Source organism: Salmonella sp. SAL-020, assembly GCF_017372215.1.
Classification (GTDB): Bacteria; Pseudomonadota; Gammaproteobacteria; order Enterobacterales; family Enterobacteriaceae; genus Salmonella; species Salmonella enterica.
The window spans coordinates 3,531,859-3,556,155 of sequence record NZ_CP071690.1; the positions used below are offsets into that span (position 1 = coordinate 3,531,859).

General features: G+C 50.0%; 19 protein-coding genes and 1 pseudogene. 4 read left to right on the plus strand and 16 right to left on the minus strand.

The features are described from left to right. Positions 1-12: 12 nt before the first annotated feature. The 7 genes from ssaA to golT all read right to left on the minus strand — a co-directional run bounded on the left by ssaA (position 13) and on the right by golT (position 10,101). Entirely contained in the window at positions 13-114 is a 102-nt protein-coding gene (gene ssaA / locus J1G48_RS17280; RefSeq protein ID WP_000934834.1) for a small effector SsaA, read from the minus strand. 276 nt (positions 115-390) lie between these two features. Then, the gene (locus tag J1G48_RS17285; RefSeq protein ID WP_077681940.1) at positions 391-3,363 is read right to left on the minus strand and encodes a type III restriction-modification system endonuclease; all 2,973 of its coding nucleotides are present in this window, start codon (positions 3,361-3,363) and stop codon (positions 391-393) included. Positions 3,364-3,372: 9 nt separating this feature from the next. Continuing rightward, the gene (locus tag J1G48_RS17290) at positions 3,373-5,331 is read right to left on the minus strand and encodes a site-specific DNA-methyltransferase (RefSeq protein ID WP_000910368.1); all 1,959 of its coding nucleotides are present in this window, start codon (positions 5,329-5,331) and stop codon (positions 3,373-3,375) included. Positions 5,332-5,519: 188 nt separating this feature from the next. Next, positions 5,520-6,773 carry an MFS transporter gene (locus J1G48_RS17295; protein ID WP_000288507.1) on the minus strand — a complete coding sequence of 418 codons (1,254 nt, stop codon included), beginning with the start codon at positions 6,771-6,773 and terminating at the stop codon, positions 5,520-5,522. Between the two features lie 291 nt (positions 6,774-7,064). After that, on the minus strand, positions 7,065-7,259 hold the full coding sequence (golB, locus tag J1G48_RS17300; protein WP_001159470.1) for a gold resistance metallochaperone GolB: 195 nt from the start codon (positions 7,257-7,259) through the stop codon (positions 7,065-7,067). Positions 7,260-7,336: 77 nt separating this feature from the next. Beyond that, positions 7,337-7,801: an Au(I) sensor transcriptional regulator GolS gene (gene golS / locus J1G48_RS17305; RefSeq protein WP_001020583.1), complete on the minus strand. Its 465-nt coding sequence runs from the start codon at positions 7,799-7,801 to the stop codon at positions 7,337-7,339. Then, complete coding sequence (gene golT / locus J1G48_RS17310; RefSeq protein WP_000083300.1) at positions 7,798-10,101, minus strand: gold/copper-translocating P-type ATPase GolT; 2,304 nt, start codon at positions 10,099-10,101, stop codon at positions 7,798-7,800. Before golT ends, golS begins: the two co-directional genes overlap by 4 nt. A gap of 276 nt (positions 10,102-10,377) precedes the next feature. Here golT and mdsA point away from each other — a divergent pair, with 276 nt between their 5' ends. Genes mdsA through mdsC form a run of 3 tightly spaced genes read left to right on the plus strand, consistent with a single transcriptional unit; the run spans position 10,378 to position 16,242 of the window. After that, entirely contained in the window at positions 10,378-11,604 is a 1,227-nt protein-coding gene (gene mdsA / locus J1G48_RS17315) for a multidrug efflux RND transporter periplasmic adaptor subunit MdsA (protein WP_001254855.1), read from the plus strand. Beyond that, positions 11,601-14,768 carry a multidrug efflux RND transporter permease subunit MdsB gene (mdsB, locus tag J1G48_RS17320; protein ID WP_000673153.1) on the plus strand — a complete coding sequence of 1,056 codons (3,168 nt, stop codon included), beginning with the start codon at positions 11,601-11,603 and terminating at the stop codon, positions 14,766-14,768. The genes mdsA and mdsB overlap by 4 nt, the downstream gene beginning before the upstream one ends. Positions 14,769-14,784: 16 nt before the next feature. Continuing rightward, positions 14,785-16,242 (plus strand): multidrug efflux transporter outer membrane subunit MdsC, encoded by a 1,458-nt coding sequence (gene mdsC / locus J1G48_RS17325; RefSeq protein ID WP_001575673.1) that lies wholly within the window; start codon positions 14,785-14,787, stop codon positions 16,240-16,242. Between the two features lie 69 nt (positions 16,243-16,311). Here the strand turns inward: mdsC and J1G48_RS17330 are convergent, their stop codons facing one another. The 9 genes and pseudogenes from J1G48_RS17330 to J1G48_RS17370 all read right to left on the minus strand — a co-directional run bounded on the left by J1G48_RS17330 (position 16,312) and on the right by J1G48_RS17370 (position 23,061). After that, on the minus strand, positions 16,312-16,671 hold the full coding sequence (locus tag J1G48_RS17330; protein ID WP_000722975.1) for a DUF4156 domain-containing protein: 360 nt from the start codon (positions 16,669-16,671) through the stop codon (positions 16,312-16,314). A gap of 57 nt (positions 16,672-16,728) precedes the next feature. Further along, positions 16,729-16,953, minus strand: coding sequence for a membrane protein (locus J1G48_RS17335; protein WP_000737127.1), 225 nt, complete (start codon positions 16,951-16,953; stop codon positions 16,729-16,731). A 10-nt stretch (positions 16,954-16,963) separates the two neighbouring features. Beyond that, positions 16,964-17,605: a helix-turn-helix transcriptional regulator gene (locus J1G48_RS17340; protein ID WP_000610827.1), complete on the minus strand. Its 642-nt coding sequence runs from the start codon at positions 17,603-17,605 to the stop codon at positions 16,964-16,966. Positions 17,606-17,748: 143 nt separating this feature from the next. Further along, the gene (locus J1G48_RS17345) at positions 17,749-18,273 is read right to left on the minus strand and encodes an Ail/Lom family outer membrane beta-barrel protein (RefSeq protein WP_000830239.1); all 525 of its coding nucleotides are present in this window, start codon (positions 18,271-18,273) and stop codon (positions 17,749-17,751) included. Positions 18,274-18,673: 400 nt separating this feature from the next. Further along, positions 18,674-19,162 (minus strand): hypothetical protein, encoded by a 489-nt coding sequence (locus tag J1G48_RS17350; protein ID WP_000545419.1) that lies wholly within the window; start codon positions 19,160-19,162, stop codon positions 18,674-18,676. Beyond that, complete coding sequence (locus tag J1G48_RS17355) at positions 19,135-19,878, minus strand: hypothetical protein (protein WP_058662147.1); 744 nt, start codon at positions 19,876-19,878, stop codon at positions 19,135-19,137. The genes J1G48_RS17350 and J1G48_RS17355 overlap by 28 nt, the downstream gene beginning before the upstream one ends. Positions 19,879-19,977: 99 nt before the next feature. Beyond that, on the minus strand, positions 19,978-21,552 hold the full coding sequence (locus J1G48_RS17360) for an EAL domain-containing protein (protein WP_000868287.1): 1,575 nt from the start codon (positions 21,550-21,552) through the stop codon (positions 19,978-19,980). Positions 21,553-22,053: 501 nt separating this feature from the next. After that, a pseudogene (locus J1G48_RS17365) lies at positions 22,054-22,354 on the minus strand (hypothetical protein). Next, a complete protein-coding gene (locus tag J1G48_RS17370; protein ID WP_001676314.1) occupies positions 22,327-23,061 on the minus strand; it encodes a hypothetical protein in 735 nt (244 codons plus the stop codon). Before J1G48_RS17370 ends, J1G48_RS17365 begins: the two are co-directional and overlap by 28 nt. Before the next feature lie 662 nt (positions 23,062-23,723). Between J1G48_RS17370 and J1G48_RS17375 the strand changes: the two genes are divergently transcribed. Further along, positions 23,724-24,260 (plus strand): fimbrial protein, encoded by a 537-nt coding sequence (locus J1G48_RS17375; RefSeq protein ID WP_000062035.1) that lies wholly within the window; start codon positions 23,724-23,726, stop codon positions 24,258-24,260. The last annotated feature ends 37 nt before the right edge of the window (positions 24,261-24,297 follow it).

Below are 24,297 nucleotides of genomic sequence, written 5' to 3' on the forward strand. Positions count from 1 at the left end.
TATCCAGATAAATTACGATTTTTTTTGCGGCTGGCTGTCAGGCTTATCGCCCGACTCTGGCGCTTCGGAGGGGTCGTCTTTTTCGACAGCGAAACGGTAGTATCTATTTAGCATAACATGTCTCCCTTAGTTACATTCACTTGGCAATATCTACCTGGCCGTTATAAAAATAACGGCAAAACAAAAAAACAGCGTCCTCAAGACTATTTGCAATTTCAGCAAAATACGCTTAGCTGAAAGTTAAGAATAGACGTAAAACGATAACCTTCAAGTCAACGCGGTTTACGGGACGGGGGATTAGCACAGGGAGAATGACCGCAACGCTCGCTGCGCGGCGGCCATTTTATATGGTCTATCAAAAAGATAACCGTTAAGGTCCATTCAAACCCGTTAGTTTGCCTTCCCCTCAATCAAGCCATTGATCGTAGAAAATACCGCCGGCGCGCTGGTCGCTTCCGCAAACTCGACATTGATATTTTGCCGACGCAGCATATCGAAGAATTTACGTTGCGCATCAAGAATAACCTGATCGCCTACGCGCATATTTTCTGCTTTAGTTTCAACCAGTAAATAAACACTGTCGGCGTCCTGACGCTCAATACGGTACACAAAATCCGGCGTAGTAGAGCCCCCCGTATATTTGGGGATCTGAATGGCCCGCTTAGGCAGTTTGCCAAACACAGAAACCTGTTGCGGATAATCGTATTTTAATAGCGGCAATTCTGGATCGACGCTGTCATAACGCAACGGCGGTATTTGATAGAGAGAACGGGGATCGTCTATCGCATTCTCATCCACATTTTTCCCCACAATTTCAGCGCTAATCTCCTCTCTGAACTGCCGTGCCGTGGAATCAAATACCGACGTTGAAGCCTGAAAATCGAGAGGCAGATAATCGTGGCGCTGCGCAAAATGCGCATTAATCCGCGTCTGTAATGCGCGGGTCATATTGTCCAACGAGATCTCGCTTAAATAGCGTGAATCTCCGTGCAAAACATCACGCAGCATCGCCATTAACACCGGGTGCAGGACGTTAACCGGCAGACTGGTGCGTAACGCCAGTTGCTTAAGAAAATGGCCATATTTCATGCCCACCATAAATTCGCTGGCGGCTAATTCGCCTTCCCGCTGCGCCACTTCAAAACGGCCATTATCTTCATTCGATACCAGCCGTTGTTGCACCTGGCTTGGCTTCTGGCGTATATACAGCGCCGGATCGCGCAGCACCTCGGCGGCAATCTGTTCCAGAGACGCGCCGCTACGCTCGAATTGCAGCATATAACGGCGGGAAAACTGCTCCCAGATACTGCTAAGTTGTTCCCAATTCTCTTTGCGTAACCTGACTCGCAGTCGGGAGGCGGGCTTATTGTCACGAATGCGATCCGCTCGCACCCGCGCCTGCGTCAGCTCAGGGTAGAACTCCAGTAGCCACGCAAAACCACTTTTGGTTTCCCCGTTAAGCGTGACGCTGGGTTTAAACTCATTACTCCGGTTGATCAGTTTTTTATCATCCAGATCTTCCAGCAAACGAAGCTCCGTAAACGCAGGATCGACTTTTTGCCGCTCGGTGACGATGAGTGTGATCATCGCCTCATCCAGTTTCTGCTCGTTAAGCTGAACTTTGCTGTCGCGATTAATCTCATCAACCAGCATACTGGCAAACGCTTTTTCATCATAACCAATCAGAAACGACAGTCGGGACGGCCACTCTTCCTGATGAACGCGATGGCCGTTTTCATCTACCGGTAGCCGCAGGCCGCGCCCCACTTCCTGAATTTTGCTCGACTCGCTACCGGAAGAACGTAATTTAGCAATGACAAAAACATTCGGGTTATCCCAGCCTTCGCGAAGCGTCCATTTTGAAAACAGAAAGCGGCGCGTTTCCCAGTTGCCGTGATGGTCTGAAAAACTGAGCAACTTCTCTTTATTTTTCAGAATATCATCTACCTCAGCCTGGATCGCCTCATCGCCGCTTCCGCGGTCTTCGCCAAAGTAACCAGCGTGGACGTTTTGGTTATCCGAGTGCAGGCTGGCGAGCGTGGCCTGCAGAAACGACAGATACTCCACTTCTCGCGGCAGGGTCTTGCGCTGATAATCGTCAATCAGTTGCGTCAGTTTCTTTTTCAGCAAACGCTCAAAAGTGACTTTCAACCAGCCTTCGTCATCACGATAGCTTTTAATACTGTCAATAAAGAAAAGGCTTAAGGTCTTAATACGCGGGGCATTATTTTCTGGCTCATTGCTGCGTAAGAAATTTGCCTGCTCAGTGTCAAAATGCTTATCGATAGCGTCCTGAATAATCAGTTCCTGGTAGCTCGCGCCAAAGGTTCCTGGCACCAGCGCCATCCCTGCCTCCAGCTCCAGATCGTTCGACAACATTTTACTGCCGGCATATTCGATACTGCCTTCAAATCCTGCATCGACATCGGCGAGATTTTCGCCCACGCCAACCTCGGCAATTTTGCTCCCCCGTCGGAGGATTAATTTCTTTGCCGTGACGCTGTCAACGATATAACGATTGTTGGCCTGTTCTTCGGGGAGATTCGGGTAATAAATATCAATACCTTTCACCAAACCATCGTTAAAACTGTCCACCGCGTTGAGATCAAACTGCGGTTGCCGGCGATAGTAATCTTTACGTACACATTTATTTTTACCCTTACCTTCGACAATATCCGGGAAGGTAGCGCCAAAGCGGACGATCATTTGCGGCTGAATGGCCTGAATCGCTCGATAAAATTTGTTATCTCGCGCAAAACGATGCGGTTCATCAATAATGACCACCGGTCGCGTCATTTGCAGCCCTTTAACAGGCGACGTCAGCCCGCCCAGTAGCGTTTGATCGTAATCGTCTCGCGTCATACTGGCGGAATTGAGCATTTGCGCATTGATCAGCAAAACCTGAATCGTATGGCTATCACGACGGCTGGCATCAGTAAAACTTAATAACTGGGCCGGAAAATTTTTACGCCCCGACTTTACTTTAAAATCACCGGCGTTGATGGTGCAAAGTTCCATCCGCGTATTTTCGTAGAACTGTGAAAAATGCTGTCTGGCGTAATCGCTGGTGATAAAGTTCCGCGCGCCTTCTTTAATGGCTGGCGTCGGCACCACCAGCACAAATTTGAAGAGGCCATACTTCTGATGCAGTTCATACATCAACCGGGTATAGACATAGGTTTTGCCCGTCCCGGTCTCCATTTTAACGTCAATATTGGCCTTATCGTCGTAACGTTCCTTAATCAGCGGATTAGCATAGTGATTATGATCGGCCTGCGCGTGATCGATACCGGTGAAACTCGCCAGAATCGCCGCTAACGCCTGTTCCTGATGGGGAAGTTCTTCCAGTAAAATATTCATCATCATCCCCTCTTAATAACGCTTCACCAGGTTCACTTTTTGATCAAGCTGTTTTAAGCCGATTTCCAGTTCACGAATGGATTCAAGGTCGAAAGAGTAGCCGTAAATGACAATGGTCTGAACCGGAAGCTGGTGCGTACCAATGTAGTTGAGAAGATCGCGGGTCTGCTCTGTTCCCCATCGTTCATCAATCAGATACAGGCGCGTATTATCAACATACCTGGCGCAATAGCCGGAAAAATCAATGGTCTGTACGTCAATATCCATTTTATAACCATCGGCGACCAGCCATGTCGTTAATAAGGTCTCTTCGCCGCTTGCGCCGCCCGGCACGCCCAATCCTCTGGCGGAAAAAGGATTGATCATGTCGGTAAATCCTGACTCGGTGAAAGCGGCCAGTTGACCGCTGGTATTGATAAAATGGCCGGTAGCAATATCGAAGCTATCCAGATCGTCCAGCGTCTGCTGTGGCGGAGTGGCAAAACGATAATGTTTAAAACCGAGATCGCTATTGGTCGCGGGATTGTTGGCGCGGATCTTCGCCGCAACGCGTGTAATTCGCTCGCGGCTGATTTCATCAATAGTGTTATAACCTGCTTTTTTCGCGATAGTGTTATTGCTTAATGCCTGATCGATAGTACACAGAATAAACGTGCGCTGCCCCCCATCTTCTTCATTCAGCGCCATCACCGCATGGGCCGTGGTGCCGGAACCGGCAAAAAAGTCCAGAACGACGCCGTCTTTATCGATAGCGAGCTTGATGATTTTCTTCAATAATGCGGTCGGTTTCGGCGTATCAAAAACGTTGTCGCCGAAGAGATCCAGAATCTCCTTTTTCCCCTCTTTATTCGACGCTACGTTATCCCAGTAATTGGTCGTTGGCTGCCCTTTACTGTGGTGCGCGTACATGACTCTCTGGGGAATACCGCCGTTATCTTTGCCAAAATAGACCAGATTATCGGCCACCAGTTTTTGGTAACTGGCTTCAGGATAAGCCCATAGTCTTTCGTGTACCGTACCGTTCGGCGTGGTAATTTTATAGGTATAGCCGCCGCCGCTCAGCCCTTTTGACACCGTTAACGGCACCGGTCGCCATTTCCCTTCTGGAAACTGTTCGGTCGGTTCTTTATAGGATTTCTGAATATACTCTTTAGAAAGCGGTTCTAAACGTAAAGCGCCCTGACCGGTTTTGGCGTAAACAAGAATGTATTCCCCCTGGATGGAAACGTTATCAGAGTCGTTAGAAATCTCTTTTTTGCGCTTCCACATCACATTGGTGACAAATCCGCCTTCGCCAAAAATCTCATCCATCATTAATTTAAGATTGGCGTACTCATTATCGTCGATAGAGATAAAAATAAATCCGGTATCTTTCAGGAGCTTCCTGGCCAGGAAAAGACGCGGATACATGAAAGATAACCACGCGGAGTGCGTCGATTTACCCTGAATGGATTTTAAACGTGCCAGTTCAGTATCATTAAGACCAAACATATCCTGCAACGCCCGATCGCTATATTCAAAATGATCGGGATAGACAAACCCGTCCGATCCGGTGTTATAAGGGGGATCGATATAGATCATATCGACGGTATCGGCGTAATTATTTTGCAGATGGCGTAACACATCCAGATTATCTCCGGTCAGAAAAAGATTATGGCTGTTTTTATTTTCTGCCAGAGTATTGTGTTCCACGTCAGGAACGATAACGGTAACGGATTTTTCACCCGCCTGTTTTTTTGCGTAATCTTTACCAATAAAATCAATCTGATAACCGCTAGTCAGCTCATCAATATTACGCGCTTTCAGCGCGCGCTCAAATCTGGCGAGATCAAATCCGCCTTTCGCGATCAGTTCGCCCTGCTCGTTATAGCGATCGGCGGTAAAAAATTCCGGTAATGCACGTTGTAACTCAGACAGAAAGGCGCTATTCGGGGCAACAGACTCGTTGTGTTTTTGGTTATCTTTCAACATGATATCTTCGCTCCGTTGACAATTTTAAGGTCCAACAATCAATTTCTTATAAAGAAAAAAGTAAGCGATGATTGTAATGGTCACGAAAGGCAGATGCCATCATTAACCTTTGTTGTTCGTTGAAAGGGCGTAAAAACCACAGGAGGAAGGAGCGCTCCCGGCGACAGTATGCGCCAGGAGCGTAGTGTTTACGTGCGATGACCGATGGCCGACTCCGGGAGGGCGTCGCTATCTGTACCGGAGATGACGACTCCCCGGGTCTCGCGACCAAATGCCACAAATACACAGATTAAAATAGCCACCGCGCCAGCCACGATCGCCATTGCCAACCCGTAATTTCCGCCATGCGTTTCCGCGATGCGGGCCTGTAACGTCGCATTAACCGACGCCAGTAAATTACCGAGTTGGTAAACAAACCCTGGCAGCACGGCGCGCGCATTCGCCGGAACCAGCTCGTTCAGCCAGGTCGGCACGACTCCCCAGGCGCCCTGCACCATAAACTGCATCAGGAACGCGCCCAGGCCAATCGTGAATGATCCGCTGGAAAATGCCCATAGCGGGAGTACCGGAAGCGCAAGAAAGGCGGCGATCATGATCGCTTTTTTACGCCCAATACGTTCCGATAGCGTACCGTAGAAAATACCGCCGAGCATGGCGGCAATGTTATAAAAAATCGCAATGATACTGATCAGATGCGGATCAAAACCATGCTGCATCTTCAGGAAGGTAGGATAGAGATCCTGCGTGCCGTGACTGAAAAAGTTAAAGAACGCCATGACCAGCACCAGATACAGACACAACTTCCACTGTTTGCGCAGAACAGGAAGCAGCGCGGTATTCCCTTTACGCGCTCTGGCCGCCAGCCAGACGGGGGATTCCGGCACTTTAAACCAGATATAAGGCAGTAAGACAACAGGCAGGGCGCCAATCAGGAACATACCGCGCCAGCCTACCATACTGTAGAAGAGGCCAAAAATAACCGAGGCGAACAGATAGCCGCAGGGATAGCCCGCCTGAAAAATGCCCGACATCAGGCCACGCGAACGATCGGGAATGGTTTCCATCGCCAGTGATGACGCGACGCCCCATATCCCGCCCATCGCCACGCCGTACATGACCCTAAAAATCAGAAATGCCATGAAGGTGGGCGACCAGGCGGAAAGCAGTTCAAACACCGTAAAGAACAGAATATTGAGCATCAGTATCGGTCGACGTCCGTACTTTTCCGCCATTCGGCCAAATAGCAGCGCGCCAATGGGACGTACCGCCAGGGTCAGCATAATCGCAATGGAAACGTCCGATACGGAAGCGTGAAACCATTCGGCGAGATCGCTAAGTACAAAGACAAGGATAAAGAAATCAAACGCATCCAGCATCCAACTGGTAAAGCTGGCAAACGCCACATGTCGTTGTGTCGTCGTCCAGTTCAGGGGGGTGTACATAGGTAGTGTCCTGCATCAAAAAATAACATCAAGCTTTGAAGCGGCGAAACGCTGGAGCGCTCCCGTCGTCAAAGCGACGTAACAAGGTAGCGTTGCGCTACTTATTTGTTATCTTTTTGTATATAGCAGGTAAAATGTTAGCAAAAATAGACAAATCATTACATATTATTAACAAAGCTTACTGGCACATGATTTGTCACATTTTTTATGGGGATTATCTCATGCAAAGGAAAGCGAAGCGTGGCTAGCGTATCGCGACCGGCCTGTCGCCAGACCGATCGCCATTGACGATTACCTCTCGCGCGGCGGGAAACCGGCCTTTTGCAGGGCGGCGGCAATCTGCTCCGCGGATAGCGACGTTTCAACGTCAACCAGACGCGTCGCCGGGTCGGTTCTCACCGTCGCATTAGCATCGAGAGTCAGAATCGTCTTTTTTACCGTACTGGCGCAGCCGCCGCAGGTCATGTCATCAATATGGAACTGCATGGTGAACTCCTTTTGTGTGGGAACTGTTGCCAGTCTGGGCCTTGCCAGTGTTGGAAGGTCAAGCGTAATCTCAGGACTTACAGACGCTTTGCCAGTCCGTGGCGACGAGGACGGCGCAATACCGCTCCGGTACGCGCCTCCGGCTCGCTATCGTCAGGTTGTCCAAGCGTATGCAGAATGGGACAATCTGGCAGCGCGTCGCCGGCGCAGCAGTGAATCAGCGCTTTGAGGGTTTGCGCCATGTGCTGCATGTTCTGGATACGTCTGTCCAGTTCATCAATGTGCGTCTGCGCCAGGCGTTTGACGTCAGCGCTTTGCCGCGACTGGTTATTCCAAAGATTCAGTAAGTCGCTGATTTCAGCAACTGAAAAACCGAGGTCGCGCGCGCGGCGTATAAAATGCAATTGATTAACATCAGCCTGGGTATAGGCCCGATAGCCGGAATCCGTCCGACTTGCCGCGGGAATCAGACCAATCTGTTCATAGTAGCGAATCATTTTGGCCGAGACTTTCGATGCTTTAGCTGCTTTACCGATGTTCATGACGCTCCTCCTCGGGTCGTGGATGTGTCGGATGGGGTTGCCATCGGCGCCCGGAAACGGCGCAGCCGCAAAGCGTTGCCCAGCACGAACACGCTCGACATCGCCATCGCCCCTGCGGCGAATACCGGTGACAATAATATGCCCCAGACCGGAAATAGCGCGCCTGCCGCGACAGGAATCAGCGCCGTATTGTAAGCAAAGGCCCAGAACAGATTCTGGTGGATATTGCGGATGGTCGCTTTAGACAGCGCGATAGCATTCGGCACGCCTTGCAGGTTGCCGGACATTAGTACGACGTCGGCGGATTCCACCGCCACATCGGTGCCGGTGCCAATCGCCAGCCCCACGTCGGACTCCGCCAGCGCTGGCGCATCGTTGATGCCATCGCCGACAAACGCCACCTGCCCATACGCCGCTTTCAGGCGCCGTATCGCCTCGACTTTCCCTTCTGGCAATACCTCGGCAACCACATCATCAATTCCTAACTGTCTGGCGATAGCCTGTGCCGTGCGGGCATTATCGCCAGTGATCATGGCGACCTTAATGCCGAGCTGATGTAAAGCGTTAATTGCGGCGGGCGTACTGGGTTTGATCGGATCGGCCACGGCGATAATCGCCGCCAGTTGACCGTCAATAGCCGCATAGAGCGGCGATTTCCCTTCCTGCCCTAACCGTTCGGCGGTGGTGGCGAAGCCGCTAATATCCACGCCAATTTCGCGCATATAGCGATCAGCCCCCACGTCAACACGCGTACCGTCAACGGTAGCGTATACGCCCATCCCGGTCACCGATTCGAAGCCGTTCATGCCTGGTAGCGCGATCCCTTCCTCTTCTGCCGACACGACAATCGCACGGGCAATCGGATGCTCTGAACGCGATTCTACCGCCGCGACTTTCGCCAGCACCTCACGGCGTTCAAAGCCGCTGGCCACGTCGAGATCGGTCAGTACCGGGCGGCCTTCGGTAAGCGTCCCGGTTTTGTCTACGGCCACCACCTTAGCGTCTTTGAGTAGCTGTAACGCCTCCCCCTTACGGAACAGCACGCCCATTTCCGCCCCACGACCGGTTCCCACCATAATAGAGGTCGGCGTCGCCAGGCCCATCGCGCAAGGACAGGCGATAATCAGAACCGCAACGCCATTGATCAGAGCGAAAGTCAGCGCAGGCGACGGCCCAAACGCCAGCCATACCACAAAGGTCAGCGCAGCAATAAGCATTACCATCGGGACAAACCACAGCGTCACTTTATCCACGACGGCCTGAATCGGCAGTTTTGAACCCTGCGCCTGTTCCACCAGACGAATGATTTGCGCCAGCATGGTCTGTCCGCCGACGGCGGTCGCCCGCAGCGTGAGCGCGCCTTTTTGGTTTACGGTACCGCCCACCACCGCGCTTCCTGCGGATTTCTCAACCGGTATCGGTTCGCCGGTAATCATCGACTCGTCAACGAAGCTGCGGCCTTCGGTCACTTCGCCGTCAACCGGTATCCGCTCGCCTGGCCGAACCTCCACACAGTCGCCCAGCACAACCTCGTCGACAGGGATATCCTCGATGCGGCCCTCGCGTAACACATGCGCGACCCGCGCCTGTAGCCCCACCAGACGTTTAATCGCTTCGGAAGTCCGCCCCTTCGCCCTTGCCTCCAGAAAGCGCCCCAGCAGAATAAGCGCGACAATCACTGCGGCGGCCTCGTAATAGACGTTTACCGTCCCTTCAGGCAACAGGTCGGGCGTAAAGGTCGCCACCAGCGAGTAGCCGAATGCCGCTGCGGTTCCCACGGCGACCAGCGAGTTCATGTCCGGCGCCAGACGCGCCAGCGCCGGGAACCCTTTAAGGTAAAAACGGCGACCGGGGATCGTCAGCACCAACAGGGTCAGTGCAAATTGCCAGTACCAGCTTTGTTGCAGGCCAATCGTTTTTATCACCCACTCGTGCATACCAGGAATAAGGTGCGAGCCCATTTCAAGCACAAAAACGGGGAGCGCCAGCACGCTGGCGAGAATCAGATCGCGCTTCAGCCTGACGCGCTCGGCCTCTTTTTTCTCTTCAGAGTCGTCTTCGCCCTGCCCCGCCGTCTCTATCGGTCGCGCCTCATACCCCGTTTTTTCAATCGCCGCGATCACCGCCTCCGCCGACGCCGTCCCGCGGACGGTGGCGCGCTCCGTCGCCAGATTCACCGTAGCGTCCGTTACGCCAGGCACAGCCTTAATACCTTTTTCAACGCGAGCGACGCACGACGCGCAGGTCATACCTTCAATAAGCAAGCTTATCGTGTCGTGACGATTTTCTGACTGACTCATGACGACTTCCCCATCCTGACTATTCGGTATCAGAAAGCCTAAAGCTTGCCATTGTGGGAAGGTCAAGCGTATTCAGGCTGCACGGTTCGGCGAGAATGTGAGATGGCTCATAAAAGAGGATGATGCGAGACATTTACGCCACGATGCCGACCTACGTCCCGTAAAAACCCGCCAGGAACGCTTGACCTTTCCTTCGTTGTAACGCCTAGCCTTTGCCAAAAATTCTGCGGCAGCGTTGCGGAATGGCCGACACGCTGCGGTAAAGAGGGAAACGACATGCGTAGAACATTCAAAATTATGTTGATAGCCGGCGTCATCGCCGCCATCGGGGGCGTGATTTACATGGCCGGCGAAGCACTATGGGATAAAGACAACGCCGTCGGCCCCCCGGCCAGCGCGCCGCCTCCACCGTCGGTACCGGTTGCTAAAGCCCTTAGCCGTACACTCACGCCTACGGCGGAATTCACCGGTTTTCTGGCCGCGCCGGAGACCGTGGAGCTGCGTTCGCGCGTGGGAGGAACCCTTGACGCCGTCAGCGTTCCGGAAGGACGTCTGGTAAGCCGCGGACAACTGCTGTTCCAGATCGATCCGCGCCCGTTCGAGGTCGCCCTCGACACCGCCGTCGCGCAATTACGTCAGGCTGAAGTACTGGCCCGCCAGGCGCAGGCGGATTTCGATCGCATTCAACGACTGGTCGCCAGCGGCGCCGTATCACGTAAAAACGCTGACGATGTCACCGCCACGCGTAATGCGCGACAGGCGCAGATGCAATCGGCCAAAGCCGCCGTCGCCGCAGCGCGCCTTGAACTCTCCTGGACCCGTATTACCGCGCCCATTGCCGGACGCGTTGACCGCATACTGGTGACCCGGGGCAATCTGGTCAGCGGCGGCGTAGCGGGTAACGCCACGCTTTTGACGACTATCGTGTCTCACAATCCCATGTATGTGTATTTCGATATTGACGAAGCCACCTGGCTGAAGGCGTTACGGCATACCCGCTCCGACAAAAATTCACCGGTAGTCAACATGGGGTTAACCACCGATAACGGGCTGCCTTATCAGGGCGTACTCGACTTTATGGGCAATCAGATGAACCGCAGCACCGGCACTATCCGGGCGCGCGCCGTGATTCCTGACCCCAACGGAATGCTTTCTCCCGGCCTGTTTGCCCGAATCAGTTTGCCCATCGGCGAGCCGCGGGAAACCGTGCTGATTGACGATATGGCGGTGAGCGCCGATCAGGGCAAAAATTATGTGCTGATCGTCGGCAAGGAGAATCAGGTGGAGTATCGTCCGGTTGAGCTGGGACAAATGGTCGATGGACTCCGCGTCGTTACACAGGGAGTACAGCCGGGAGAAAAAATCATCCTCAAGGGGCTGGTGCGTCCTGGCATGACCGTTGCGCCGCGTCTGGTGCCGATGCGACAGAATGTGACCGACAAACAGACCGCGACATTGACTAAAGCGGACGGCGACAGTGCGCCGAAGGCGGTGCGCCAATGAAATTCACCCACTTTTTCATTGCACGACCCATCTTCGCCATCGTCCTGTCGCTGTTAATGCTGCTGGCTGGCGCTATCGCCTTTTTAAAACTGCCGCTGAGTGAATATCCGGCCGTTACGCCGCCCACGGTACAGGTTAGCGCCAGCTACCCCGGCGCTAACCCGCAAGTGATTGCCGATACGGTAGCCGCGCCGCTGGAACAGGTGATCAACGGCGTTGACGGCATGTTGTATATGAATACCCAGATGGCCATTGATGGTCGCATGGTTATCTCTATCGCCTTCGAACAGGGAACCGATCCTGATATGGCGCAAATTCAGGTGCAAAACCGGGTATCCCGCGCGCTGCCTCGCCTGCCCGAAGAAGTCCAGCGAATTGGCGTTGTAACGGAGAAAACGTCCCCCGATATGTTGATGGTGGTCCATCTTGTCTCGCCGCAAAAACGCTATGACTCGCTTTACCTGTCTAACTTCGCCATCCGGCAGGTTCGCGACGAGCTGGCCCGTTTACCCGGCGTCGGCGATGTTCTCGTCTGGGGCGCGGGCGAGTACGCCATGCGCGTCTGGCTGGACCCGGCGAAAATCGCCAACCGCGGTCTTACCGCCAGTGATATCGTTACGGCGTTGCGGGAACAAAACGTACAGGTCGCCGCCGGTTCCGTCGGGCAACAGCCGGAGGCCTCCGCAGCTTTTCAGATGACGGTAAACACGCTGGGCCGCCTGACCAGCGAAGAACAGTTCGGCGAGATTGTGGTAAAAATCGGCGCTGACGGCGAGGTGACGCGTCTGCGTGATGTCGCCCGCGTCACGCTGGGCGCAGATGCCTATACGCTGCGCAGTTTACTGAATGGCGAAGCGGCGCCAGCGTTACAGATTATTCAAAGTCCGGGCGCCAATGCGATTGACGTTTCTAACGCGATTCGCGGCAAAATGGATGAGTTACAGCAAAACTTCCCGCAGGATATCGAATACCGGATTGCCTATGATCCTACGGTCTTCGTGCGCGCATCGCTACAATCGGTGGCGATTACGTTGCTGGAAGCCCTCGTGCTGGTCGTCCTTGTCGTGGTGCTGTTCCTGCAAACCTGGCGGGCGTCCATTATTCCTCTGGTGGCGGTTCCCGTTTCGCTGGTCGGCACCTTTGCCTTGATGCACCTGTTTGGCTTTTCGCTGAATACGCTTTCGCTGTTTGGTTTGGTCCTGTCGATAGGTATCGTTGTCGATGACGCCATCGTTGTGGTCGAAAACGTGGAACGGCATATCTCGCAGGGCAAAAGCCCCGGAGAGGCGGCAAAGAAGGCGATGGATGAAGTCACTGGTCCCATTCTTTCTATTACCTCGGTGCTAACGGCGGTCTTTATCCCTTCCGCATTCCTGGCGGGCCTGCAGGGTGAGTTTTATCGTCAGTTCGCGTTGACCATCGCTATTTCGACCATCCTTTCGGCCATTAACTCGCTGACGCTCTCCCCTGCGCTGGCTGCCATTTTGCTAAGACCGCACCACGATACTGCGAAGGCTGACTGGCTAACGCGGTTGATGGGCACGGTCACTGGCGGTTTTTTCCATCGCTTTAACCGTTTCTTCGACAGCGCGTCGAACCGCTATGTTAGCGCCGTCCGTCGGGCCGTGCGCGGCAGCGTCATTGTGATGGTGCTCTATGCTGGCTTTGTGGGGCTGACCTGGCTTGGCTTCCATCAGGTGCCGAACGGGTTTGTGCCTGCGCAGGATAAATACTATCTCGTCGGCATCGCCCAGCTCCCAAGCGGCGCATCGTTGGATCGCACAGAGGCGGTCGTGAAACAGATGTCCGCTATCGCGCTGGCGGAACCCGGCGTTGAAAGCGTCGTCGTCTTCCCCGGTCTGTCGGTTAACGGCCCGGTAAATGTGCCAAATTCGGCGCTGATGTTCGCCATGCTGAAACCCTTTGACGAGCGTGAAGATCCTTCGCTTTCCGCTAACGCTATCGCCGGAAAGCTAATGCACAAATTTAGCCACATTCCCGACGGATTTATTGGCATCTTCCCGCCACCGCCGGTTCCAGGGCTTGGCGCGACGGGCGGCTTTAAATTGCAGATTGAAGATCGTGCGGAACTGGGATTTGAAGCGATGACAAAGGTGCAAAGCGAGATTATGTCTAAGGCGATGCAGACGCCCGAACTGGCCAATATGCTGGCCAGTTTCCAGACAAACGCCCCGCAATTACAGGTGGATATCGACCGGGTAAAGGCGAAATCAATGGGGGTATCGCTCACCGACATCTTTGAAACGTTGCAAATTAACCTCGGCTCGCTTTACGTCAACGATTTCAACCGATTTGGCCGTACCTGGCGGGTGATGGCGCAGGCCGATGCGCCATTCCGTATGCAACAAGAGGATATCGGCCTGCTTAAAGTCCGCAATGCGAAGGGCGAGATGATCCCGCTTAGCGCTTTCGTCACGATTATGCGCCAGTCGGGGCCGGACAGAATCATCCATTACAACGGCTTCCCCTCGGTAGATATTAGCGGTGGACCGGCTCCGGGCTTCTCCTCCGGACAGGCGACGGACGCGATTGAAAAGATCGTGCGTGAAACGTTACCGGAAGGGATGGTCTTCGAATGGACCGATCTGGTTTATCAGGAAAAACAGGCCGGCAATTCTGCGCTTGCTATCTTTGCGCTGGCGGTGCTGTTGGCCTTCCTGATCCTGGCGGCGCAGTACAACAGTTGGTCGCTGCCCTTCGCCGTCCTGCTTATTGCGCCTATGTCATTACTCTCAGCCATTGTCGGCGTGTGGGTATCTGGCGGAGATAACAATATCTTTACGCAGATTGGTTTCGTGGTGCTGGTCGGCCTGGCGGCCAAGAACGCCATTTTGATTGTCGAGTTTGCCCGCGCCAAAGAACACGACGGCGCAGACCCGCTGACCGCCGTACTGGAAGCGTCCCGCCTGCGTCTGCGTCCTATCCTGATGACCTCATTCGCCTTTATCGCAGGCGTAGTACCGCTGGTACTCGCGACGGGTGCCGGCGCGGAAATGCGACATGCGATGGGCATCGCCGTGTTTGCCGGCATGTTGGGCGTCACGCTCTTCGGCCTGTTATTGACGCCTGTGTTTTACGTGGTGGTTCGCAGGATGGCATTAAAGCGTGAGAACCGCGTTGATTCACATGATCAGCAAGCATAATGATGGGAATGGCATAATGAAGATCACTTTTACAGGCTATCGGCAGACCGCCACGCTGGCGACGCTTGCTTTCGTCACCACGCTTGCTGGCTGTACGATGGCGCCGAAGCACGAACGCCCCGCATCGCCGACTGCGATGGTCTATCCCTACGCAACGTCAACCGTTTCTGGCGCGCCGGATGCCGCTGACATTGGCTGGCGTGATTTCTTCCACGATCCGCTTCTACAGGAACTGATCGCGATCGCGTTACGCAATAATCGGGATTTACGCAAGGCAGGGCTCAATGTTGAAGCCGCCCGGGCGTTATACCGTATTCAGCGCGCGGAGATGCTGCCGACGCTCGGCATCGCCACCGCCATGGACGCCGGTCGCACTCCCGCCGATCTCAGCGTCACGGACGAGCCTGAGATTAACCGACGCTACGAGATGGCTGGGGCGACGACGGCCTGGGAACTGGATCTCTGGGGGCGAGTGCGAAGCCTTAGCGACCAGGCATTAGCCGCCTATATGGCGCTTGATGAGACGTACATTGCGGCGCGAATGAGCCTGGTTTCCGAAGTCGCCAGCGCCTGGCTGACGCTACGGGCTGACCGGGAGCTGCTGCGCTTAACCGAAGATACGCTGGCCGCGCAAAAAAGTTCATACACATTGACAACCCAGCTTGCCCGGACAGGCAACGCCACACAGCTCGATCTGCGTATGGCGGAGATCGCGCTGCGTTCTGCCGAAATCAATCGCGCGGCGTATACGCGACAGTTGGCGCGGGATCGTAACGCGCTGGAATTGCTGTTGGGCCAGCCGCTCACGCCTGAACTGTCGCGTCGACTAAACGAGGCGGTCACGCTTACGGAAGTCGCGATCCCGACCACATTGCCAGGCGGATTACCGTCAGATCTGCTGGTACGCCGCCCGGATATTCGCGCCGCCGAGTACAGGCTGCGTGGCGCAAACGCCCGAATAGGCGCAGCGCGCGCCGCCTTCTTCCCGACAATCAGCCTGACAGGCACGGCGGGAACGGCCAGCGCGTCTCTTAGCGGACTCTTTGAACCGGGATCGGGAAGCTGGCGTTTTCTACCGCAAATCACCTTGCCTCTCTTTCACGGCGGCGCATTACGCGCTGACCTGGATAGGGCGCATGTCCAAAAACAGATTGAAATCGCCAGGTATGAAAACGTTATTCAGCAAGCCTTTCGCGACGTGGCGGATGGTCTGGCGGGACAGCGTACGCTGAATGACCAGGTGCAATCAGAACAACGCGCGGTTGAAGCCAGCCAAATCGCCTATGAGCTGGCCGGACTCCGTTTTCAGGAAGGCGTCGATGACTACCTTACGCTGCTTGATACCCATCGTATGCTTTATGGCGCGCAACAGCGCCTGGTACGCACACGGCTCATGCAACAGCTGAATATCATTAATCTGTATAAAGCATTAGGCGGCGGTTGGCGGGAATACAGCGAGAAAAAGCAAGGTTAGCCCAAATAGCGCCCGCGTCGCCAGTGCGGCGCGCGCGCTAAACAGGCATATATTGCCTGCAAAATAAGGTTAACGAGGGCAACGATAAACGTTCCCGCTTAACGTGACATTCGTTTGTTTGCTTGAGCCCGAACCGTGCCATGAACTTCCTGTCTGGCCTGCACGCTGGGTTAACAGGACTACCGTATTGCCGCCCATTTTATAAGCTTTGTTTTTCAGATCGTTACGGGCACCCGTTTCCAGGTTACTGTTGGAAGTCCAGCCACCGGTAAAGAAATTCCCCTGGCTGCCCGTGATATCCCCTAAGTAGCTGCATTCCTTACCTGGCTCGCTGGTCATCACCCGTACCTGTTCAGCGCCATAATTCAACGAATTAGCGCTACATGCGGTTAAAGCCAAGCCGGCGAAACATACTAAGATCTTTTTCATACTAATACCTAGTCTATTAATCATTAAATAATAACGCGTTCTTGCTTCTGAACGCCGTCAAGGAACTATATTTAAGATGTAACGAATGTCTTTCATTTGCTGAAGAAAAGTCTCTGTCATGATGCTATCATGTATGCTTGAGGCTATTTCTTGTTCAGTTTTTTCAATATGCTCTCTGAGTCTTATTTTTGTTTTTTCGTCAAGCGCCGAGATAAGTATCTTAATGGCAAGCAGCATAGTAGGATTGATGCTTTCACACTCTCTCATCGTTAACTTTTTCATCTTGTTTGCTTCAAGCCTGATCGGCGTTTTTGTCTACACGGCAAATTTTAGATGCGAAGATATGGCGACTTCTTTGGTAAATAAATAGCAAATGGAAAAAGCGTTTGAAGCCATATTTACGACAGATACGCAATCTATGAATGTACAAAGTCTTACGACTCATGCCATAGCTACTGGCGATCTGACTCATCGACTTTTTATATAAAAAGTGCCATAACAACTCCTCCTCCTTTTTTGTCAACGGCGCAAGTTCACCGACCGCTACTTCGTTTGCACAAGCGTATTTAATGAAATGCTCAATAAAAACAGGCTTTGCCAAATCGGGATCGATATCAGGATCTCTATCGCAGCCATGTGGATAAAGTTTTCCAATATCTCTGCGCGTGAGCCAGATTCGACGAGCATGTGGATAATGCTGCATGAGCGCCTTAAAACCTTTCCAGACCCCCTGAATCAAAACTCGTCCATCAATAATAATTATGATATCTTCGCTAGCTGATATCTGACACGAATTATATTCTCCATTGAGTGGGAACATAAAGCACTTCCCATCCTCAAAGAGTGAAGCGATGCCTAAATAAGTATAATAATCATCCGTTAAAACTATACCTATCGTTTTTAACGGAAGTTGTTCCGATAGTGAATTTATCATAATTTCATCAATAGAATAACGCTACGGTGAGTGTTTTATCTTCCTCTTAAGATTACCTGAGCGCTCATAACCATCCCTATTCTGTAGCAGCGCCATATTATTTTTAATTCCTTGCCATAAACGTAACGCTTATACTTTTAATATCAGAAGCGATAACCTACGCTGACACCAAATGTATTGGTATCCACAGCGAAGAAACGACTGGCTTCCCATGATGCATCGATAGATATACTCTTAACTGGATTAAATATTACGCCAGCGCCGTAGGCAAAGGACTCTTCTTTTGAGTGTTTATTAAATTTCATCGTCGCTATACCCGCATTGCCGTACAGGCTCACATAGTCATTAAAACGATATGTTGGTCCAAACATCAAAGAACCATAGTCCACAGAATCGGAACCATTTTTATGCAATTTCCCCTCTTTCCAGGTGTAGTTCTCCATTTCATTGCGCGTCGCGGTGAATGATCCTAACATCCCCCAGGTCTCATTGAACTCGTAACGATATTTAAAATTAAAGCCTCGCAGATCTTTGCTATCGCTATTTTTCAATGAACTGAGATGAGTTTGTGCATAACCAAACGATACGGTGTGCTGATCGTTAGCCAAAGCTAAAGGTGACGCTAATAATAAACCTAAAAAAACAAGGAACGAAGACCGTCTTTTCATTAAAACCACTCCATTTTTGATATATAATTAAGGCGGTACCGGAACTTATGGCACACAAATAGCATTTAGATTAAGAACACCTAATGCGCTTATTACCAGTCATGCCAACTGCGGAGGTAATATAACCTGATATATTCGATAATGGATATGAAATCAGTCTTACAGAGTTCTTACTTTTTTATTAATGGCGGATTCATAGTTGCTTCAGACCGATCCTGGCATCGCATCCGTCAGGCGGACTGCGAGAGGTTATCAGCGAGTATCAGTCACCTTTCCGAAGAGTCAAAAATTCATAAATAACTGTTTTATATAGATTTTAATTAACATTCAAGTTAACCTTTACCCTTGCGGAGGGCAATTTCGCAACTCGCTTTCTGACGCATTCAGACAACATTCAGATCTACTGCGCGGTACAAACGTTATAAAGCTGCCGATTAAGAGAATAAAAAAAGGTTTTCTCACCCACTTTAGATATTCGAATCTCATTAGCCGCTTCCGGATGCAGAACCCGTAAATATGATAACAGATCGCCAGCCGTGTCCGTGGCAAAGACTTTTACCTGGGATACTTCGAACGTATAAACACCAGGTGCTGTTCGATGTAAATTTTTCATATATACGTCCCGGTATAATATTTTTACACCGTTATCTTTTGTTTTTATTTCATATTGAAGCGTAATTCTCTTCATCTTAAAATCAAGAACAAGACTGCCATCGGCATGGATATCTTTAGGTTGTATCGTCGTTACCGTTCTTGTCGTACATAAAAATTCATTAGTATTAATAGAACTATGGTTACTGTTTCGTACCCAAACTACCATCAGTACGACTGAAACAGCCAGCATACCAAGCGTCGCCACGCTTAATAACGTTCTTTTATGGAAATGCATTTCGGCTCCGCTATATCAAGTTGGTTAAGACACTGGACAAAAATATTTGTATTAGGAACGCGAATGTAATAAATGATTTTTCCGTTTTGTTTATGTATTTCATTACTCATCTCAGAGTACGCTTCAACGATATCCGTCAGATGGGTTTTATCATGCCCGACACTATAAAAAGTGTATCCATCATACGAACCCTGGAGGGTAAAATAATCAATATTTTCACCCTTAACTTTATACATCATAAAAAACATCAGAAGCGCGGCCAGGCAAAAGTAGAGCCAATCTTTTTTATTCACAGCGCCCGGTATTGGGGTAATAATAGTGTCATCGTGCCGCACTTCAACCGTCGATACTTCTGTTTCAGCAACAGCAGGCAACGGAGTATTTTGCTCCTCATCACTCAACGGTTCAATGGAAACGGAGAGTAAAACACCCACGCGAGGGCGAGTCACAACAGACGCCCCCTTAAGACCAATTTTATCAAATGACCCTCGTAGCTGGTTAATCAATTTATAATAACTGGCATCAGAGACCACGACACCTTTGCGCCCCCAGACATAGTTAATTAAATCATCTTTTTTAAAAAGGCCTTCATGAAAAGCGATAAGCAAACTGCGTTCCGATTCAGATATCGTTATCGACTCTCCGGCGCAGGAAAGCGTCATTCGTTCACAATCAAGAATAACTCTTTTGTCAATCAGATAATTGTTCTGACTCATAAAAATATCCGCCCCAGTGCTATCACGTTTCTTCACGGCATAAACATATTACCAGGATATATCGCGCTATTGAATTTTTTTCCGTAGCGAGCTCCTGTATTATTCAGCCACCAGGCCACTCGCAGATTCGTTTTCCCCCTTGAGCAAACCATTTTGCCTCTGGGCCGACTTGCCAAGCCAGCTCATAAAGTCATTAGCCCCCATCGGCCTGGCATAAAGAAATCCCTGAACGAATCCTACCCCGTGGCTTAAGATGTAACGCAATTGGTGCTGGGTACTGACCCCTTCGGCAACCACATTGAGCCCCAGTCGCTGACTCAGCGTAATGATAGTATCCAGGACAGGAACATCATCGCTGCTGGTATCAATGGTATCGATAAACGTTCTGTCTATTTTAAGAGAGTCTACAGGTAATTGCTGGAGATAGGAGAGTGAGCAATAGCCGGTCCCAAAATCATCAATCGCTATTAACACGCCTTTTTCACGGAGCGTTGAAAGTTTTTCTGCGACCTGTGAAGGTTCTACAATCAGGCTACGTTCGGTGAGCTCCAACATAAGCGTTATCGTTCCCAAACGAGTCCTGAGCGCCTCTATATCTTGTATAAAACCGTCATCCATAAGATGCGCAGGCGATATATTTACGCTGATATAGAAATCATCCGGTACAGTCCAGTTTATTACGTCATGAGCAATCAGTTCGAACAGATGACGAGAGAGTGGAATAATCATGCCTTCATTTTCTGCGGCGGTAATAAAAATATCCGGGGTTATAAAACGGCCATCCGGTTGCGGCCAGCGCATTAGCGCCTCCACGCCGCCGCAACTACCGTGTTTAACATTAAAAACAGGCTGATAATGTACCGTAAACTCATTGTGCGTTATTCCCCTGGCAATCTCCCGGGCCAGAGATAAACGTTTTAAATACCAGCGCCTGTAGAACAACATCATCCCTACAGAAAGACACAATGACAGCGGAACAAAAATAAAAAGGTTTTGTAACCAGTATGCCGATAACGTTGAGAAGGGGGTTCGCACCATCAGCTGGAGAGTGTGATCGGTTGAGGTGAACCGCTGCGTTAAAAACGCCTTACCGCGCAACGTCGCAGCGCTGGTAATCGCCTCCCCTGCGCCGAATGTCAGGCTAAAGGCTGATGCTCTCTCTGCTGCCAATATCTCTATGAGCTCCTGGACATACTGCGAATCCACAATGACGAAGGCCGCTTTATTCGCTGCTACTTTTTTCACATAAACCACAACAAGGCGATCGGGTCCTTCGGCCATACTACCGATAGATCGCAACCACCGTTCCGGATAAGAAGCAGGTAAGGAAAGCCCTGCCAGCCGGGAAAAATGATAGCGTTCGGTTCCTGTGACAAAGGAGCAAGTGATATCACCATTTTCCAGAAACCCAATGTCACGTACATAAGGAGTGAAGGCCCGCGTTCTGGACAGTTCTTTCAGCGTATCAGTGCAGGAACTCTCAGCCAGTCTGGCGGCTTTTCCGGCGACTTGCCAGGAGGCGGCAGATATATCCGCGCTAAACCGCAGCAGCGTATTGGCGCTGACGGCGATATCTCGTTTTAGCTGGAAGATACCCGCGAGTAACCCCACCAATATCATTACGATCAGTGGAACGGCAATAAACAACATCAGAAATAGCTTTCTTACTTTCAAATCATTGCCCTCTTACCGGCCTTCCTTTTGCCACTGTACGCTTTTATAGGATAACTAAAGTAACATTAATATAGAAAAGCAATATTGAGAGATAGGTTATACGTTCTTAATGATAGCAAGATGGCACTCCCTGTGCCGAAAATAGACAAGAAAATATCAATACCCAACAGGTGCAGGATACTATCGTTAAAATAAGCGATAGCAGATATCTAAATTCAATATGTTAGCCAGATGCCAGGTTCGCTGCCTGATGAGGCATAACAATCACGGAACGAATTCCCATCAATACAGGGATTATTGGCTACAACTCAACGTTACTACTGGTGGTACACACATTATACAAATGTCGATTAAGCGAAAACATGTAGGTATTTTTCCCAATTTTGACCATCTTTAACTCATTAATCGTACCAGGCTGTAACAGTCTCAACCAGGAAAACAAATCGCCAGCAGTATCAGACTCAAAAGTCTTAACTGAATTGACTTTAAAAGTAAATGTTTTCATACCCGTTCTGCGCAGTTTGCTGATGCAGATATCACGAAAAAAAAGCCGTTTCTCTTTCGTATCGGTAGTAACATCGTAGTGCAGGGTAATCCTGCCGGATTTAAGATCCAGCACAAGTCCACCATCCATGTACAATTTTCGTGGTTCAATATACGCTTCTGATTTTGTCGTGCATATAAGATTATTGGTTCTATAAGAGTCACGATTTACCCATTCAAGCGCTATTACCGATCCGATTGCGACAATGGCGATAAATATTACAAATATAATCAGTAACGTTCTTTTACTGTAATACATTTTGGCACCGCCATTTCAACAGGATTTAAGCATTGCAGAAAAATATTCATGTTAGGCTCCCTGATATAATAAAGATGGCGTCCATTTTGCCGGTAAATTTTAATTTTTAGAGAGTTAAAAGCAAAAACTACTTCACTTAATGTGACCTTATCCTCTTTTGTTTTATAGATTGCATAATCGTTATATTCGCCAAGATATGTAAAAAAACTATCAGGGCTGTTACGAACAGGCGCTTTATATATAGTAAATACACCATAGAGCAATGCCAGAAGAATGGCTCCTGTTAATACCACAAATACGCTGTGACGTTTAATTTTGTAAAATATTTTCTCCCGAGTCGAGGGGCCTTTAACGTTTTCATCACTCACCTTTAGGGAGGTGATTTTTTTTATAGGTTCAATGGCAACAGACAGCGACACCCCCACCCGAGGGCGAGTTACGATGTCAGATGGCTGTAGACCGATGCTACTAAAATCATTTCTCATTTGATTAATGAGTTTATAGTAACTTGATTCTGAGACGCAGCCTCCGCGATTTTCCCAAACTAAATGAATAATATCTTCTTTTTTGTAAAGACCATGCCAAAAAGCAAGAAGCAGATGGGTCTCAGCTTCTGATATTCTGATTATCTCATTACCATGCGATAAGGTCATCTTCGTACTATCAAATACAACACGCTTATCAAGTAAAAATATGCTTTCATTCATGACAATCCTAAAGGTAACTGCATCCATCATTCAGACGACATATTATCATGCTCAAAAAAGAATTCAGCCCCCTAATTAACCTGAGTTTAACTTATAACTCTCACTTATAGTAAACAATAATTGACACAAGTATTACCTGAACATTACAAATCAAACAGTTATAGGTAAATCTGAACACTTTTCTTTACCTTAACGCAAACTCAGGAAACTTCTGAAAGGCCAAAAGTAAGAAAAAAGTAAGACTAATTATACTGTTTCAGAAGCACATTTCAGAAAATTTACCTTAATCTCACCATCGTATTATCCATCGGGAGGTTTAACTGATACGGATTTTACATAGCAAAAATGTGCAGGTTGTATTGCAACATAGTCTATCTATTCAGTCGCGGAGAGAATTGTTATCGGATTACACTCAATTAAATGATAACACTATCAGTTGTACTAATGAGATGTATGGACGAAAGCGCTTATCGCTCTATTTCATGATGAGAGAAATAAGTCTGTTTGTTTTATATCGCATTATCAATAGTCAGGAGGGTATAGCTCACATCCAAAAATAGAGTTAATGATCGTTATTTTTACCACTCCTCCATAAGCACGAAACATTCGGGCGAATTGCACTCGTTCTGAAAAAGTAAAGATTAATACAGGAACATTATCATATGTCTATGAAAAAATATTTAGCAATGATCACAGGCTCGCTTCTTGTCTCCAGCAGCGCGATGGCTGTTTCTGATAACACCATCACCTTTCAAGGGGAAGTCTCTGATGAAACGTGCTCTGTCGTGATTAATGGTAATCAGGCTAAACCCGTCGTGTTATTACCAACAGTAAGTACTAAAGATTTATCAGAACAAGGGAAAACCGCGGGGCCAATAACGTTTGATATTGGGCTGTCCGGATGTACCGGCTCTCAGGACAAAACAACAAAAATTTCCACTGTCTTTGTCGGTAATCAGGTCACCAGTAACGGTAACCTGGGTAATACTGGCAGCGCGAAAAATGTTGAAGTCCAATTACTCGACACCTCAGGGGAGCCAATCAATCTGACCGGCGGCTTTACTGGCGACGGCGACCTACAGCTGGAACCAAATGCTTCTGAAGCGAGCGCGACTTATACCGCGCGGTATTACTCTACCGGGAAAGCAGAGGCTGGGACAGTCGCTGCCACCCTACAATACGCCGTTTCGTATAAATAATCGTCGCTACGGTCTGGCGTTGAAACGCCAGACCATT